The sequence below is a fragment of the Photobacterium halotolerans DSM 18316 genome (assembly GCF_000425165.1).
Lineage (GTDB): Bacteria > Pseudomonadota > Gammaproteobacteria > Enterobacterales > Vibrionaceae > Photobacterium > Photobacterium halotolerans.
In genome coordinates this window covers 587,742-603,590 of the sequence record NZ_KE384320.1, presented here as the reverse complement: position 1 = coordinate 603,590, position 15,849 = coordinate 587,742, and the positions used below count along the sequence as shown (strand labels likewise).

The window sequence follows — 15,849 nt, the reverse complement described above, 5'->3', positions numbered from 1 at the left end:
CACTCTGTGTACCATCGAACCCACCTGTTTACAGAAGACCGAGCTGCAGCAAGTGTATTGGATACAGCAGCAACAGTCTGGCCTTCAGCGAGAAGCAAAATGGCAGTCAAACGTCGGCAGTGATCCTTATCTTTGGTTTTATGTATATTTTTAATGAGGCGACGTCGCTCTGCCCGGTCGGGTAATGTTAGAATCATGGCACTCGGTACTGTTTTGTGAGTTTTGGATGTTTGGCGACTGATCAGATCGCACAAACGCTACCGAGTTCCCTTCAATTTCTACTTATCAGTGATCTACATTTAGGAACAGTTATTTAGCCCTTTGCCGAGGGGTATTGACGAGACAGGAATGAGACTAAATACGCGCGACTAGGACTGCTTTGGATGACCGCCGTTTGGATATAGCTGATGACGTCAGGGTCTGAAAGCTCTCGATTTTTGCAGGTTTCTGCCACAGACAGTTTGCGCGAGTGGTACTGTTTCCCATGATGCGAATTTGTGTCGAAGCTAATTGTTCGTATGGCAGGATATAGTTACACCATCCTGTATCGTTATGTCAGCATCTCCCATAACTCCTTTGTTTGGTCAGCCAATGGGGCTGACACAACTTCCTGTCACCACAGCCTGGTGGCGGGAGATCTGATCAGCCAGTCTTGATCCCTCGGATATGATGAAGCCCCAGCATGAACCGGGGCTTTTCTTCACTGCAGACCACTGACCTGTGGCGTTGAGGACGGAATGAGCATCGCTTCTTGTTGATAAATAAATTGATGACAGTGCTGTAGTGCACAAAACTGATTCTTAAAAAGCATATTTATGCAAATATCAGATCCTGGAAGAGGAAAGCCCCCACACAAGGCCCTATGATGGTTATATATTGATTTACATCAATTTATAACCATTGTAAGCATAGGATGTGCAGGCAGTTGGCTGCTTCAGGGATGGCATACGCGGCATTCTGAATTGGGCATCGTTCACGGTTCGGCAAACGCCGTGAGCGCCTATGAGTCGCGTTTTCACTGTATTCCTGACCCACATCATGGACTTGATGAGGAAGAATGATGCTAAGAATGTCGGGCCGTTATCTGGTGCTTTATGCGTGTTTGGTCGCTGTCCTGGGTTACTTTGCTTATCAGATTTATACCAAGCAAGTGGCCTTGACCAAAAATAAAGCCCACAGTGAAATCATAGTGGCTGGCAACAATATCCGCACCGTAATGGAGCAGTCACTCAATGCATTACATACCCTGGCTGCGGTGGTGGATCAAAGCCATGGCAAGGTGGAGCGGTTTGAGGAATTGGCAGCCAGGCTGCTGCCGCTTCATCCCGGCATTCTTTCGCTGCAACTCGCACCAGAAGGGCGTCTGAATTACATTTACCCGCTTGAGGGCAATGAAGCTGTGCTCGGGATGGATTTGTTTGCATCTTCCCGTACCCGGCCTGGCGCGATGCAGGCATACCGCTCAGGGACGATTGTGATGGACGGCCCTTATCAGTTGCTGCAGGGCGGCTATGGTGTCCTGGCTCGTTTACCTGTCTATATCTCAGCTCAGCCTCAATCTCAGTCAGACCAGCAATCCCGCACTTTCTGGGGGCTGGCGATCGCCCTTATCCGTTTTCCTCAGGCACTGGAAGGCAGTTCACTGGCAGAACTGGCTCAGCTGGGATACCAGTATCAGCTTTGGACCCAAAATGCCCGGACAGGCCAGCCTTTAGTGATTTCAAACAGTCAGGGGGATCTGCAATGGCAGGCACTGGCAGACAGCATTCATTATGATATTCAGATCAGTGGCCTGACCTGGTCACTGGCAATGGCCCGCTCACAGGGATGGGGGGATCCTTTGCTGTTCGGCCTGTTAACGCTGCTGACCTTGCTGCTGGCTTTTATCGTTACCCGTCTGGTGTACAGCGCCCAGCGCTCGAAAAGTTGTGCGCGTGATCTTGAAGGGCTGGTGAGTGTGAGAACCGAGCAATTACGCCAGAGTGAAAAAGAATTGCACCGGGCGCAGGAGGTCGCCGGAATTGGTTCCTGGCGTTATGATTCGATCAAAAATGGCCGGGTGCTGACGCCACAAGCCAGATCTGTGCTGGATTGGTCTTCTGATTTCATGACCTTCAGGCAGTTGATTGCAAGAGTTCCGGAAGCATACCACGGTGCTGTGGCCGCGGCATGGTTTCAGGAACACCATCAAAAGCAGAAGTTTGTCGAATACCCTGTGGTGGTAAACGAGCTGGAGCGCTGGCTGAGGGAATTTTCAGAAAGCAGAGTTACGACCGTAGGTGTTGAGCTGATAGGTACTGTGCAGGATATCACCGAATCTAAGTCACAGCAGGAGATAATCTGGCGCCAGGCTCATTACGACAGCCTGACGGGGCTGCCCAATCGCTACTATCTGCTCAAGCTCATGAAAGATTTCATGACACAGGCGCAGGAAAACGGCCAGTCTTTCGCCGTCATTTTTGTCGATATTGATGATTTTAAATGGGTCAACGATTCGTTGGGGCACTTGGAGGGCGATAAAGTGCTGCAAATGCTGGCTGAGCGTCTGAGCCGGTTATTACCGCCAGATAATGCTGTCGCGGCCCGGGTCAGCGGGGATGAGTTTGTGATTTTGATGCGCCGGGATCTTGTACAGAGAAACGTTGAAGCATTTCTTCGTTCATTGTTGACGGCTTTTGAACAGCCGCTGCAAACGGCTCATCGCTTGGTACAGGTGTCCTGCAGTGCCGGTATCGCCGTTTATCCGGATGACGGATTAAGTGCTGAGGAGCTGCTGGGTCAGTCCGATTTAGCTATGTATCACGCGAAAAATGAGGGCAAGCACAACTTTAGCTTCTTTACTCATGAGATGGCGGCAGAGGCCAATGAAAATCGCCACCTTGAGGCGGAGCTGAAAGCGGCGGTAAACAATCAGGATTTTGAACTGTACTATCAGCCGATCATTGATATCGGCACCGGACGGATAGTGGCCGTGGAATCACTGATTCGCTGGTTTCACCATGAAAAAGGCCCGATATCACCTTGCTGGTTTATTCCTGTTGCAGAGGAGAAGGGATTTATCCTCGATATCGGCAGTTGGGTGCTGAAGCAGGCAGTGTCAGATATCCATGGATTGAATGGCGAGCTGGGTACACAGCTGGCAGTGACGATCAATATTTCCAGACGACAGTTACAGGATGAAACGTTTTATTTGCAGTTGCAGGAGGTGCTGGCTGATCTGCCTGCGGCAGCTCAACAGGTCGTTCTGGAAATTACCGAGTCTGCCCTGGTTGACAGCCACCAGAAACTGATCGAACAGCTGCACCGGATTCAGCAACTGGGTATCCAGTATGCGCTGGATGATTTCGGTACCGGCTATTCTTCTCTGGCCAGTGTGCGCGATTTCCCCTTATCTACCCTTAAGATAGATAAATCTTTTATCAGGGACTGTCCGCAGGATGAACAGGCCAATAAAGTGGTGGAAGCTATCATCAATATGGCGAATGCCCTGGGTATTAAGGTTGTGGCCGAAGGGGTTGAGCAGCTTGAACAGGTCGCGTTTTTACAGAGGCTGCAGTGTAGCTGCGCACAGGGGTTTTATTACCACAGGCCAATGCCGCTTGATGAGCTGCGCCATCTTATCCAGTCGGGCATGGCCGTCTCTACGCATCCGGAGAGTGAGCCTGAAGCCGCCGCTTTGGCAGATATGGTTGAATAAGCCTGCATGATGCCAGAGTGTGCCGCCGGAACACTTTCTATCACGCTAAAGCGCTTTTATGAGTTAACGCTATGATAAAAAATGGCATGAGCCTCTACACTGTTAAGATATTTTCACGTTGCAGTGGATAAAACAGAGAAGCGATATGATCGATCTGGTGACTTTGGGCGTAACGGTTTTTATGGGCTTTTTTGCCATCATGAATCCGATAGCCAACACAGCAGTATTTGCAGGGCTGACCGCCAGCCAACCACCGCATGAAAAAAGGCAAACCGCCATCAAGGCGCTGATTGCCGCGTTTTTCATTGTCGCGGCGTTCAGTTTGCTGGGGAAAGGGATATTCCAGCTGTTCGGGATCACTTTACCGGCACTGAGAATGGCCGGGGGAGTATTAGTTTTTATGGTGGGTTACCACATGTTGCAGGGAAGCAGTTCTTCCATGCAGACACAAAACCCAAGTAAGGAGGCTGAAGATGTCTCTATTTCGCCGCTGGCGATCCCGATTCTGGCGGGGCCGGGCACCATAGCTACTGCCATGAACTATTCCGCCGCGGAAAGTTTGCTGCATATTCTGATCACGATTTCTGCGTTCGGGGTGTTATGTCTGGTTACCCTGCTGTGCTTTTTGTATGCGCAAAAGCTGGTGGCATTTCTGGGTAAAGACGGTGTGAATGTCATCACCCGGATCATGGGGTTACTCTTAACTGTGATTGCGATGCAAATGCTGATTCAGGGCGTGCATGATGCCATGCTCTTGTTTACACCGGCGGGCGGCTAATGCATTAAGGATACTTGCAATATAACTGGCGAAATGTCGTAACGTGCGCATATTTTTATGGTTTCAAGTAGCGATATAGGCTGAGCGTCAGAGCTGGGCTGTGAGATTGTTCACTGTTTAAATCAATATATTTGTTCCTGTGTAATATGAAACTAGTCTTTCATATGTGATTCATCATGGAGCGATTGAATGAAAGGTCTTGGGCTGGGTTTTATCTTACTTTTGCCAGGCATGGCGCTGGCGGCACAGCATAATAATACCGTGAAGATGGTATATGTCGGTGGGGCGTATGGCGAGACAACATTAGATGTTTCCTCATCTGATCGTGCGGAATATGAAGACGCGGGCATCTCGATTGATGACACGGACAAAGGCTACAAATTTTTCCTGGGCTACAGAATAAATCGTTACGCGGCCGTTGAAGGTTTTTTGGCGGATCTGGGTGAAGCAACACTGATTCATCAGGATGCGGCGATTTCCGCTTCTATGGAAATGGATACCTGGGGCGGGGCGGTACTGGGGATTGTGCCTTTACATCCACACATCGAAGCGTTTGCAAAGCTGGGGCTGCATGCCTGGGATATGAGTGCCAAAATGCAGGGCCAGACTCTGTTAGAGGATGATGGCACAGATGTGCTGTATGGCATTGGTGCCCGCTATATTTATTACCCGACCTATTCGGATGATGCTGTTTCTGTCCGCATCGAATATGAGCGCTTCGAGCTGGATGAGGAGAGCGTGGATTTGCTCTCAGCGGGGATCAGCTACCACTTTTAACCTGACTACCGGCTCAGTGAACCCAGACTTGTCTGGGTTTTTTGCTAATGGTCAGCCGTTTTCTGTTTACTGCCTGCCAAAGTAAATATTTTGTATTTCATGGGCTTAGTGTTTTTTGTTGTTGCTTGTTTTCTGAATAACGTGTTTTTTCACCTTCTTTTGATTTACATCAAGTCAGAGACCTTACTCCTTTTCTTGCCCTCACTATACTTAAACCGATTCAAACAGTCGGACGTGAATGTTCTGTGTTGCAGGAGGTTTAAGATGCGTACTGACGTTAAAAAAAGTGGTTTTCCTTCTCTGCTGGATAATGATTTCGACAACGTGTTTCAAGGTTTCTTTCGGCCGGTGCTGGGTCGTGACTTTTTTAAACAAGTCACACAATTACCTGCTGTGGATCTCCATGAAACCAAAGACAATTATGTACTGACAGCAGAACTTCCCGGATTCAGTAAAGAGGATGTTCAGGTATCGTTTCACAACGGTAAGTTAACCATTGCGGCTGAACATAAAGAAGAAACCGAGAAGAAACAGGAAGGGCAAGCCGTGTTGACAGAACGCCGCTACGGCAGTTATTCGCGCACTTTCCAGTTCGGATCGAATATTGCTGAGCACGATATTGATGCGGCCTATCAGGATGGTGTTTTGCGCTTGGTTATGCCGAAAACAGCGACAAGTGAGCCTGAAGTACGGAAAATTGAAGTCCGTTAAGCTGAGGGTAATACCATAAACATAAGGTGCGGGCAGCAATGCCTGCACCTGCTTCCAGTCACACAGGGCGTTTGCCCTGATATCGGAGGTCTGGAAAATGAAAACTTTTGTTCTCACCGCGTTATTTATGGCGATTGCAGGGCTGTCCGGCTGTGATACATCCAGTCAGGGCTTTAGTTTACCCCAAGGCAATGTTGAGCAGGGGGAACAGGTTTTTCTGAAATACCAATGCCTCCGTTGCCATACTATGCCGGGTTATGAAGCAGAGGCCGAGAAATTATCCGGTGCGCTGCAAACGCCGCTACAGCTTGGCGGACAGGTGAGTCGCATCCGGACTTACCCTGAGTTAGTGACTTCGGTGATGAATCCCTCACACAGACTCGCCCAAGGCTATGATGGGGCTGATGTTCAGGTTGATGGTCAGTCTGTGATGCCGAACTTCAATGATGTGATGACGGTAACTGAGCTGGTGAATCTGGTGTATTTTCTGGAAGAACATTATGAGATAGAACCGTATCCGCGCACTGAGTATGTGAGTCCTCATTAAGGATCTGCCGGAATTTACTTTACAACGCTGTCAGCAATGGGCGAGACTTCTCCCTGTAAATTTTATGGTCAATGTTTTGTGCTGTTTGCTGCTGAGCAGGGCGCGATAATCTGCTAACAGGTTGAAAGTAAATCATGTGGGATCCCTTATTGGAAAAAATTGAGCTGGTCATCATGTACTTGTTGACCCACAAACTCTTGCTCAGTCTGTGTGTCATATTGCTGGTGATAGTGATCCGTCGTATCACTATCACGCGGATCCGCGGCGAGGCGAATTTTCTCAGTGAAGATCAGCGAAAATGGATCTCGCGCACCAAAAATGGCGCCTTTACCTTATTGCTGCTGACGCTTTTCCTGTTATGGGAATCGGAAATCAGCAAGTTTGCCCTGTCGCTGACCGCCATTGCGGTGGCCCTGGTGGTGGCATCGAAAGAGATCATTCTCTGTATTACCGGCTCCCTGCAGCGTGCCAGTTCCCGTTCGTTCCGGATTGGCGACTGGATTGAAGTAGGGCCTGTCTGCGGTGAGGTCATTGAGCATAATCTGATGGCCACTGTGATTCAGGAAATTGCCCTGCAGCAAGGCCAGTACCATTACACGGGCAAAACCATTACTTTGCCGAACAGTATGTTTTTCACCGTGGCGGTAAAAAACCTGAATTTCATGAAACGCTATGTTTATCATGGCTTTACTGTGACGATAAAAGAAACGGTGAACCTGTATCCTATGGTGCCTGTGCTGCTGGATAAAATTGACGAACATATCGCCGACTTTATCGATATCGCCCGGCGCTATAACCATATGATTGAGCGCCATGCCGGGGTCGATTTACCCGGTTCAGATCCGCATATTTATATCACTACCACAGCGACGGGCGAGCAGCAGGTGCACTTTAAGCTGTTTTGTCCGACGGTGCAGGCGGCTGAGCTGGAGGCGAGGATCCGGGAAGACTTTATGACCCTGTACTGTGAACAATATCTGCCTGTTGCCGCCAAGAACGTCGAGCTGGCATACCAACCGGCATGATCCTCGCCGCCTGAATTACAAAATCAATCATAAAAGCAATTACAAAAAGCAGCGCCACAGGGCGCTGCTTGGCTTTTGCACAAACTGATATTTTTGAACACAACACAGTTCGGGTGGTGAATGATCACCGCGATGAATAAAGCAAGTTGCAGGCCAGCATGCGTTCAGTTTTAAGTCTTTGAAAGTTAGAGCAAGAAAATGGCTCTGCTTGGATTTTCGGTCTGGCAATTGCATTTTGCAGTGGCTTCTTGCAACCCCACTCAGAATTTGCAATTTGATAAGGCACAAGGCATTGTGCTACCGGATGTATAAGTATTTAAGGATGACATTGATGTTCAGTCAGAGCGTTGATCAGGATATCGACCTGGTTTTGGTACAGCCCGCTTTCGCTGCCCGTTATGTCGAGCTGGTGAATGCGCATTTTGATTATCTGGCCCAGTGGCTGGCCTGGCCGCCGCACTGTAATACCGAGGCGGATTTTACCGATTTCATCCGTCGCTCGCTGCATGAGTACGCCGAGGGGAAATCCCTGGTGTGCGGCATTTTTTACCGGGGACAACTGGTCGGCAACTGCAGTTTTAATACCATAGATCACAGCCTGAAAACGGTGGATATCGGCTATTGGCTGGCGGCCGATTGTCAGGGACAGGGCATTATTACCCGGGTATGCCGCCATCTTTGCCACCTGGCGTTTGACCACTTTGCGATGGAGAAAGTGGTGATTTCAGCCGCGGTTGACAATACGGCGAGCAGAGCGGTGGCAGAACGTCTGGGCATGAAGCTGGAAGGGGTGATCACCCGCAATGAGAACCTCAACGGCCGCATTCTTGACCATGCTATTTATGCCCTCCATCGTGATTCAGCACATTAATGATTGTAAGGAGAGATGATGAGTGAAGTGACTTACCCTATTCACGGTGCCTGCCAGTGTGGCGGCGTGACCTATACCTTGCTTGCACCGCCGGCAATGGTCGTGGCCTGCCACTGCAAAGAATGCCAGAAGCTCTCGACCAGTGCCTTCAGCATTACCGCTATGGTGGACGCCAAAGACGTGGTTTTTGAAGGCGTGATGGCTGACTGGTCTCGTCCTGCTGACAGCGGTAATACCGCCGCCGCGAAATTCTGCCCGACCTGCGGCAACCGTATTTATCACTTCAATCCCAAACAACCGGATGCGATTAAACTGAAACCCAGTAACCTGAGTGACACCCGCGTGATTCAGCCGACCGCTCATGCCTGGGTCAGTGAAAAACAGGACTGGTTCACCATTCCGGCTGGCGTGAAGCAATTTGCCAGACAGCCGTAAATCCGGCTAAGGCTGACACCGGCGCCTAAAGACGCACAACGCCGCCGCAGCTAACCGTGAGTGCGTTTTATCCTGCTTTGACCTGAAAATCCGGCGCGCCCTGTGCGGTGTTCAGTAAAGTTTTGGCAATGTCGGCAAGGGCTCTGGATTGCTCAGAACCGGCATCCACCCGAGTTTTGGTTTTCTGTGCGGCAGTATTGATATCACTGGCATGTTGACGGATGGACTGAATGACAGCATTTTGCTCCTCGCCAGAGGCCGCAATCTGGGTGTTTTGCTGCTCCAGGTGATTGATGGCATCCAGGATGTGTTTCAGAGCAAGATCGACCTGCTGGAAATGCTCGGTGACTTCTGTCGCTTCGTGTTCGCTTTGATTCATCAGCGCGACGGATTGTTTGGACTCCTGGTGCAGTTGCTCAATCATGGCTTTAATTTCTCCGGCGCTGTGCTGGGTTCGGCCGGCTAAGGTGCGCACTTCATCGGCGACAACGGCAAACCCGCGTCCTTGTTCGCCGGCCCGGGCCGATTCAATGGCGGCATTGAGCGCCAGCAGATTGGTCTGCCCGGCAATGTCGCCAATGGCATTCATGATGCTGTCGATATTTTCTATTGTCGCGTCAAGACGGCGAATAATCACGCTGACATTGTGCGTATCGTCGACCAGAGACTGAATACTGGCATGGGTTTCACTGACAATCTGCATGCCCTGACTGGCAAATTCTTTGGCGGTTCTGGCCGCTTCCGATGCGATGTGGGCATTGTCACTGCTGTGCAGCACTTGTTCTTCCATCGCAATGATCGCACTGGTGAGCTGGCTGATTTGATGACTTTGCGTTTCAGCCTGTTCTGTTATTTCTGATAACGTCTGGGTGTTACTGACGGCGACATCGTTTAATCTGTGTGACGTTGTATTCACAGCGTCTATCACGTATTCATTTTGTTGTTTCTGCTGTTCGGTACGCTCAGCGTATTGCGTAATGGCTTGTTCTTTTTCCTGCTCGGTTTTACAAAAATAGATCAGCGCGAATGTCTGGACGGAGGCATAAAAACAATGATGTATGACCATGCTGATCATCAGCTCATCTTTGGGCAGCACGTATATTGGATATCCGGATTTTTGCAGATAAAAGAATAGAAAATGGTGAATAGCAGCAGCAACCAATACATTGACAAGAACCAGCTTTTGCTTAAATAACAAACAGAATGAAATCAGAATAAATACTTCAAAGTGAGTCATTACCATGCCGCCGTCCTGATGGATATTCAGCGCGACAAAGCCATAAAGTATATAGGCATGAAGGTTATCCAGCCTGAATATCAGGCAGGTCATGCTGGCGGTAACTAACCCCAGAAAAATCAGTAATACAGTGATATCTATATTCGCGAAATGTAGTTTACTGATCGTCATGATTGAAAAAAAACCGATCACAAAAAGCAGTTGCCGGTTTTTCACATTTAATTGCAGTCTGTCCATATTTACGGCTTGATGACTGTCAGGCTTAATATCCATATAGATAACTATATTAATAATTGACTGGTGAATTATTGATAGCACATAAATAACGAATAAAAAGGCAGTGTGGATTAAATGTGATCATATTCCCAAATGTCAGCTGAATGAAATAATAACCAAGTCAGCGAAGTCTCCGTCAATAGAAGACTTTTGTTCTACACTCAGAAAGGCAATGTCCGGCAACCTCAGCATGCACGCTGTAAAAGGGCCGGATGTAAAGCATGACATAAATAAGAAAAACTGGGTGTCGCGATGAGCAATGTATTCAATACACGGCCAGCAAAGGCCGGTGGGTGGTTAGGCGTATGTTTGATGCTGCTGTCCGGCAGCATACAGGCAAAAACAGAAGAAGAGGCAAAAGCGCAGATCAAGCAGGATCTGATAGGCTTTTGTGCAGATTGTCATGGCAGAAACGGGGTGTCTGAGCTGAAAAATGTGCCTAACCTGCGTGCCCAGCCTCCTGAGTATCTGAAAGCGCAGTTGCTGGCTTTTCGCAGCCAGCAAAGAACCAGCTCATTCATGGATGCCTTCATCTATCAGATTGATGATGCACAGATTGAGCAGGCAGTTGCCCATTTCTCAAGCCAGCCTTCGGCGCTGGAAGGGAAACCTGTCTGGCGTGGTGAGAAATGGCCCGGTGACATGGCGGCTGGCGAACAGCTTGCGTATGTGGGGAATGTGGCGACTGAGGTGCCTGCCTGCGTGGCTTGCCACGGCCCGAGTGGCATTGGGGTGGAACCAGGTTTTCCTCGGCTGGCGGGCCAGAAACCTCAATACATGATCAATCAGCTGAAAGCCTGGCAGGCCGGAGAGCGTCCGCCCGGTCCGCTGGGGGTGATGAGCGCGATTGCCAAATCAATGACAGACGACGAAATTGTCGCGGTTTCTCACTACTTTGCACAACTGGGGGGCGAACAATGAAAACGCTGATGTTGTTCACTGTGTGTCTGGTGAGCTTTGCTGTCTTGGCCGCCACCGAGTATGAACAAGAGTATGTACACTTAGGCGAAGTGGAGCCGGGCAAGCGATTGCCGGAAGGGGAAAACTACCATGCCCTGCCTGACTGGAAAAACTTGCCGGAAGCGCATTTTGGCGAGGCGGTAAAGCAAGGCTATGCCCTTTTTACCAATACCCAGTCGCTTAAAGAACAGGGCGTGCTCAAAGGGGGGCTGAACTGTGTGAACTGCCATCTGAACGCAGGTCGTCTGGCCGGTGGCGCGCCGCTGTGGGCCGCTTATGTGGCCTATCCGGCCTACCGTTCCAAAAATGCCAGGGTGAACACTTTTGAGGACCGGCTGCAGGGATGTTTTCGCTATTCAATGAACGGGGGCGACACAGTGCCGGCGCTGGACAGTGAGGAAATCCGAGCCTTGACGGCGTATTCCTACTGGCTGGCCACCAATGCGCCGGTCAACAGCCAGTTACCCGGCCGTGGGTATTTCAGTGCCGACAAACCTGCACAGGCTCCTGATTTTGTACGAGGTAAAGTGGTTTATCAGGAACAATGCGCATTTTGCCATGCGCAGAACGGTGAGGGACGCCAAGCGGAAGGACGTTATGTTTTCCCGCCGCTTTGGGGAGAAGACAGTTATAACTGGGGCGCCGGTATGCACCAGATCAATACTGCGGCTGCTTTTATTAAAACCAACATGCCGTTGGGGATGGGCAATACGCTGACCGATCAGCAAGCCTGGGATGTGGCGCTGTTCATCAACAGCCAGAACAGGCCCCAGGATCCGCGCTTTACCGGCAATGTAAAAGAAACCGCTGAAAAATATCATGACCATCAGGGCATGTATGGTCAGCCTTCGCCGCAAGGTAATCAAATACTGGGTTCGCAATAGCAAACCAAAGCTCATCATGAGTGATATGAAAAGGGGCCGGTAAAGCCCCTTTGGGCTATCTGTATTTGTGAAATTATTGCGGGGTAATCGACGTCATCACCGACTGGTAAGAGGCTTTGCCATGATAAACGGCCCCCACCGTATTACTGCTGCGCTCGAAATCCAGAATGAATTCGGGGTTATATTCATAGCTGTAACCCACAGCAGATTTCACCTGAGTCTGAATCATGTCATCCAGTAAAGTCCGGTAATGATCCTGATACAGGATGTCGTTATCTGTGATTGTCCGGTTCTTCTTGTAACCGGTATACAGGGCTGCATCCGGATTGAAACTGAGGGTGTAAGTTTCAGTGGCCGGATACCAGGTGAAGGTGTCACCGGCATTGAGATAATGCGTGGTGATATCGCGAATCCAGAAAGGGGTTTCCTGTACCAGACTGGCGGTTGCGTTATCTGCAATATAAACCCCGTTTTGACCAACGACAGACATGGACACCGGTGCGTCCGGCGTCAAAGCCTGGCTGACCACCAGTGCGGTTGTTTCATCCACCCCAAAGCCAAAGCGGACGTCCTGCTGATGGGCCAGTTTGATCAGCCGGGTCTGACGTGCACGCTCGGAGAAGTGGGTATCTGTCACGCCCCAGTTGAAGACCCCCAGCCCGCCTTCGGCATTCATCAGATGGGCCGGGTAGCCAGACGTCAGTACATCATAAGCCGTACCGCCATCAATCATAGGGTTGATGGCATCATTTGGCGTCAGCCTGCCGCCGCCCTGAACTGCCGCGCCGGCACTGGTTCCGCCAATCACCAGTGCTCCCTGCTCGAAGCGGCTCCGGATGGCAGCCATTTCCGGGCTGTCGGTTCCGTTACTGATCAGGCTTTCCAGCGTGCGTAACTGACTGCCGCCATTAATAAACAGACCATCTGCAGACTGGATCATCGACAGCACGGTTTCCGGATTGTCACAGGCGGCCTGCGCCTGACTGGCATAGTCGGCAAAATAGATATCCTGGTGCGGTTTTCCGGCCAGAACATCGTGTGTGAGCTGCAGATCGTCACACTGGTTTTGATCGACACTCTGGCGGTAGGCCCGATCAACCGGGAACCAGGTGACGGTCGCCCCCGCCTGTTCAAATAACTGAACATAATAATCTGCAACGTCATAGTGATTATTGGAAGAGGAAGTCATCACCAGGATGTGGGGTTGACCACTTTGGCCGGAAGCTGTTTTTGCCATCTCGACAAATGTGTTATAGGCCGTGACAGAGTCGCTGCTCAGGGAATCATTCAGGGCCACATATTCCACCGGACGGGTGTATTGAGGCAGATTACGGAACAGGCGCAGCACCCTGAACTGGTCTTCTATGCTGAGGTTATTGTAGGTGCTGCCAATGGCGGTAATGAAATCGATATAAGTAAAGCTGGTATTTTCCGGCAAGGTCGCGAGCGCATCGAGCAGTCCGGTGTTTCCGGCAAAGGCTTCTGCCGCTGCATGCTCACGGCTGGCAGTACGGGTATAAGTGATCAGCCCGTCATCCTTTTTCAGGTAGGCCAGGGCATCCCATTGATCTGAACTGGCGTCGTACCACAGATACTCACCGTCGATCTGTGTGCCATTGACGGTGACATTGATGTCAGAGGTCGTCAGTGCCAGCATGGCGGCTTTAAAGTCATCCCAGGACGGAATGGGCTGGCTGTTATACTGAAGTTGAAGGGCATGCAAAGCGTTTGAAATCGCCTGTTGCATTTGAGGTTCGGCGGCCCAGGGAGCGGCATTGATCACGCGCTCAATGTAAGCGTCGGATGTGGCGACCGGTTCTTCTGTGGGGGTACGTATCTCAGCATCGGTCAGGTTGGCCAGTGCAGATTGCCGGTAACTGTCCCAGTCAGCACATTCTGCCTGGGTCATTGACGAGCAGACCACTAAATGTCCGCCGCCCAGAAAGAGCTGCTTTGCCGGCGCCGATTCAGCCTGACAGCCGGGGGAGAGGGTCAGCGCAATGCCGGCCGTCAGTGTCGAGAGATTGAAAAGCGTTTTCATTATATTGCCTCCATTGAGACCTCTCCGGTGATACCGGAGGACAACGTCCGTATTGATTGAATGTCGTAAGATCAGGCTGCCAGCCCTTTTAGTTGGGTGGGGCTGGCAGCCTGCAGGGTTAAGCGGCGAAGTACAGCATGACGCACGAACTGAGCAGGACTGCCCCGATATAAGGCATGACCCATTTCAGGAAGCGGCCGTAGGGGATATTGGCCATGGCCAGGCCGGCCACCACAGTGGCGGCTGTGGGTGCAAACAGATTGATCCAGCCGGAGCCGAGCTGATACGCGGTGACCACTATGTCCCGGCTGACTCCGGCGAAGTCGCTCATGGGTCCCATCAGCGGCATAGAAACGGTCGCCAGGCCTGAGCTGGACGGAATGAAAAAGGCCAGAATAATGTGTGCCAGATAACTCACCACGGCAAATACGCCACTGTCTAAACCGACCACCAGGTGCTCGGCCCAGCTCAGAATGGTGTCAGTGATGTTGGCGTTGTTCATGATGACATTGATGCCTTTGGCCACTGCAATCACCAGCGCCACACCTATCATGTCACGGCAGCCTGCAATGAATGCACTCACGAATGTCGCTTCCGGCATGCGGTTGATCAGGCCAATGAGGATGGCGGCAGTCAGGTAGATGACAGAGATTTCTTTCAGCCACCAGTTCAGCGCCGGCACAAACGTTACCCCGATATCTTCCCAGGGAATCACGCTGTAGATCATCAAGCGCAAAGGCGCCGAAAAACACCGTCATGGTCAGTTTGTGGCGCGTGGTGAATGCCAGGGCGGCAGGTGCCTGAGAAAACTGATCATCAAAGTCGATATCGTGCAGCAGGGAAGCCCTGGGATCGGCTTTGACTTTCGCGGCATAGCGCATAATGAAAGCACTGGTGATCACATACAGCACCACAAAGGTCAGCAACCGGAACAGTATGCCGTCACCCAGCTGAATGTCAGCAAAGCGGGAGGCAACACCGGTCGCAAACGGGTTCACCGTACTGGTTGCAACACCTATCCCGCTGCCGAGCAGGATGATGCCTGCGACGACCATTCGGTCGTAACCGGCAGCAATGAAAAAAGGCAGCAGGATGACCCATAAACTCACAGTTTCTTCGCTCATCCCATAAGTACTGCCGCCAACGGCCAGTATGAAAATAAGCAAAGGGATCAGCCATTGTTCTTTGCCTGCAAACCGCTTGGACAAAGAAGCAATGCTGGAATCCATCGCGCCGGTTTTGATCGTGACATTCAAAAAGCCACCAATCATCAGGACAAACAGGATAATTGAGCTGGCATCGGCAAAGCCTGCCAGCGGTGCCGCCAGAATATCTGACAGCCCCTGCGGATGACTTTCAAGTTCAGTAAAGGAACCGGGCACTGGCAGTAAACGTTCCCCGCCGCTGTAATCAGCCACGTCTGCCGCTTTCACCAGTGTCTTTGAATCACTGGTGAGATAGTCATATTTTCCTGCCGGCAGCAGCCAGGTCAGCAGCGCGACGGCTATCGTGATAAAGAAGAGGAGCGTATAGACAGTCGGCATTTTCCATTTGCGCTTGCCAGCTCCGGTGGTTGATTGCATTTCCATATCCATGGTGATTTCCCTCAT

At 50.7% G+C, this 15,849-nt stretch carries 14 protein-coding genes and 1 pseudogene; 10 read left to right on the top strand and 5 right to left on the bottom strand.

Features of this window, described 5'->3' with window-relative positions:
- A partial coding sequence (locus tag H511_RS24470) for a helix-turn-helix domain-containing protein (protein WP_162144605.1) occupies positions 1 to 197 on the bottom strand: 197 nt, incomplete at its 3' end.
- An 863-nt stretch (positions 198 to 1,060) separates the two neighbouring features.
- Here H511_RS24470 and H511_RS24180 point away from each other — a divergent pair.
- From H511_RS24180 to H511_RS0115795, 8 genes are all read left to right on the top strand, one after another.
- Positions 1,061 to 3,697 carry a bifunctional diguanylate cyclase/phosphodiesterase gene (locus H511_RS24180; RefSeq protein ID WP_162144620.1) on the top strand — a complete coding sequence of 879 codons (2,637 nt, stop codon included), beginning with the start codon at positions 1,061 to 1,063 and terminating at the stop codon, positions 3,695 to 3,697.
- 145 nt (positions 3,698 to 3,842) lie between these two features.
- Positions 3,843 to 4,475, top strand: a complete 633-nt coding sequence (locus tag H511_RS0115825) for a MarC family protein (protein WP_027253182.1) — start codon at positions 3,843 to 3,845, stop codon at positions 4,473 to 4,475.
- A 189-nt stretch (positions 4,476 to 4,664) separates the two neighbouring features.
- Positions 4,665 to 5,252, top strand: a complete 588-nt coding sequence (locus tag H511_RS0115820; RefSeq protein WP_027253181.1) for an outer membrane beta-barrel protein — start codon at positions 4,665 to 4,667, stop codon at positions 5,250 to 5,252.
- 264 nt (positions 5,253 to 5,516) lie between these two features.
- Positions 5,517 to 5,963 carry an Hsp20/alpha crystallin family protein gene (locus tag H511_RS0115815; RefSeq protein ID WP_051288255.1) on the top strand — a complete coding sequence of 149 codons (447 nt, stop codon included), beginning with the start codon at positions 5,517 to 5,519 and terminating at the stop codon, positions 5,961 to 5,963.
- Positions 5,964 to 6,060: 97 nt separating this feature from the next.
- Positions 6,061 to 6,510 carry a hypothetical protein gene (locus H511_RS0115810; RefSeq protein ID WP_027253179.1) on the top strand — a complete coding sequence of 150 codons (450 nt, stop codon included), beginning with the start codon at positions 6,061 to 6,063 and terminating at the stop codon, positions 6,508 to 6,510.
- Positions 6,511 to 6,659: 149 nt separating this feature from the next.
- Entirely contained in the window at positions 6,660 to 7,535 is an 876-nt protein-coding gene (locus H511_RS0115805) for a mechanosensitive ion channel family protein (protein ID WP_027253178.1), read from the top strand.
- 331 nt (positions 7,536 to 7,866) lie between these two features.
- A complete protein-coding gene (locus tag H511_RS0115800; protein WP_027253177.1) occupies positions 7,867 to 8,406 on the top strand; it encodes a GNAT family N-acetyltransferase in 540 nt (179 codons plus the stop codon).
- Between the two features lie 27 nt (positions 8,407 to 8,433).
- Positions 8,434 to 8,841, top strand: coding sequence for a GFA family protein (locus H511_RS0115795; protein WP_027253176.1), 408 nt, complete (start codon positions 8,434 to 8,436; stop codon positions 8,839 to 8,841).
- Positions 8,842 to 8,908: 67 nt separating this feature from the next.
- On the opposite strand, the gene H511_RS24175 is transcribed toward H511_RS0115795, so the two are convergent.
- Positions 8,909 to 10,249, bottom strand: coding sequence for a methyl-accepting chemotaxis protein (locus H511_RS24175; RefSeq protein ID WP_211225211.1), 1,341 nt, complete (start codon positions 10,247 to 10,249; stop codon positions 8,909 to 8,911).
- Between the two features lie 357 nt (positions 10,250 to 10,606).
- Here H511_RS24175 and H511_RS23625 point away from each other — a divergent pair, with 357 nt between their 5' ends.
- Both H511_RS23625 and H511_RS0115780 read left to right on the top strand, forming a co-directional pair.
- Complete coding sequence (locus tag H511_RS23625) at positions 10,607 to 11,275, top strand: c-type cytochrome (RefSeq protein WP_081669297.1); 669 nt, start codon at positions 10,607 to 10,609, stop codon at positions 11,273 to 11,275.
- On the top strand, positions 11,272 to 12,198 hold the full coding sequence (locus H511_RS0115780) for a c-type cytochrome (RefSeq protein WP_027253174.1): 927 nt from the start codon (positions 11,272 to 11,274) through the stop codon (positions 12,196 to 12,198). The genes H511_RS23625 and H511_RS0115780 overlap by 4 nt, the downstream gene beginning before the upstream one ends.
- Positions 12,199 to 12,271: 73 nt before the next feature.
- Here H511_RS0115780 and H511_RS0115775 read toward each other — a convergent pair whose 3' ends face one another.
- The 3 genes and pseudogenes from H511_RS0115775 to H511_RS25135 all read right to left on the bottom strand — a co-directional run.
- Positions 12,272 to 14,239 (bottom strand): cyanophycinase, encoded by a 1,968-nt coding sequence (locus tag H511_RS0115775; RefSeq protein WP_027253173.1) that lies wholly within the window; start codon positions 14,237 to 14,239, stop codon positions 12,272 to 12,274.
- Between the two features lie 118 nt (positions 14,240 to 14,357).
- Positions 14,358 to 14,966 carry a TIGR00366 family protein gene (locus H511_RS25140; RefSeq protein ID WP_276324934.1) on the bottom strand — a complete coding sequence of 203 codons (609 nt, stop codon included), beginning with the start codon at positions 14,964 to 14,966 and terminating at the stop codon, positions 14,358 to 14,360.
- Positions 14,967 to 15,042: 76 nt separating this feature from the next.
- Positions 15,043 to 15,783: pseudogene (locus H511_RS25135) on the bottom strand (YfcC family protein); the annotation flags it as partial.
- Positions 15,784 to 15,849: the final 66 nt, after the last annotated feature.

Bases quoted from the DNA above. Each gene is read 5' to 3' on its own strand.
- H511_RS0115815 (WP_051288255.1), top strand. From the start codon at position 5,517: ATGCGTACTGACGTTAAAAAAAGTGGTTTTCCTTCTCTGCTGGATAAT.
- H511_RS25140 (WP_276324934.1), bottom strand. From the start codon at position 14,966: ATGATCTACAGCGTGATTCCCTGGGAAGATATCGGGGTAACGTTTGTG.
- H511_RS24175 (WP_211225211.1), bottom strand. From the start codon at position 10,249: ATGACGATCAGTAAACTACATTTCGCGAATATAGATATCACTGTATTA.
- H511_RS0115800 (WP_027253177.1), top strand. From the start codon at position 7,867: ATGTTCAGTCAGAGCGTTGATCAGGATATCGACCTGGTTTTGGTACAG.
- H511_RS0115825 (WP_027253182.1), top strand. From the start codon at position 3,843: ATGATCGATCTGGTGACTTTGGGCGTAACGGTTTTTATGGGCTTTTTT.
- H511_RS24180 (WP_162144620.1), top strand. From the start codon at position 1,061: ATGCTAAGAATGTCGGGCCGTTATCTGGTGCTTTATGCGTGTTTGGTC.
- H511_RS0115810 (WP_027253179.1), top strand. From the start codon at position 6,061: ATGAAAACTTTTGTTCTCACCGCGTTATTTATGGCGATTGCAGGGCTG.
- H511_RS0115775 (WP_027253173.1), bottom strand. From the start codon at position 14,239: ATGAAAACGCTTTTCAATCTCTCGACACTGACGGCCGGCATTGCGCTG.
- H511_RS23625 (WP_081669297.1), top strand. From the start codon at position 10,607: ATGAGCAATGTATTCAATACACGGCCAGCAAAGGCCGGTGGGTGGTTA.
- H511_RS0115780 (WP_027253174.1), top strand. From the start codon at position 11,272: ATGAAAACGCTGATGTTGTTCACTGTGTGTCTGGTGAGCTTTGCTGTC.
- H511_RS0115820 (WP_027253181.1), top strand. From the start codon at position 4,665: ATGAAAGGTCTTGGGCTGGGTTTTATCTTACTTTTGCCAGGCATGGCG.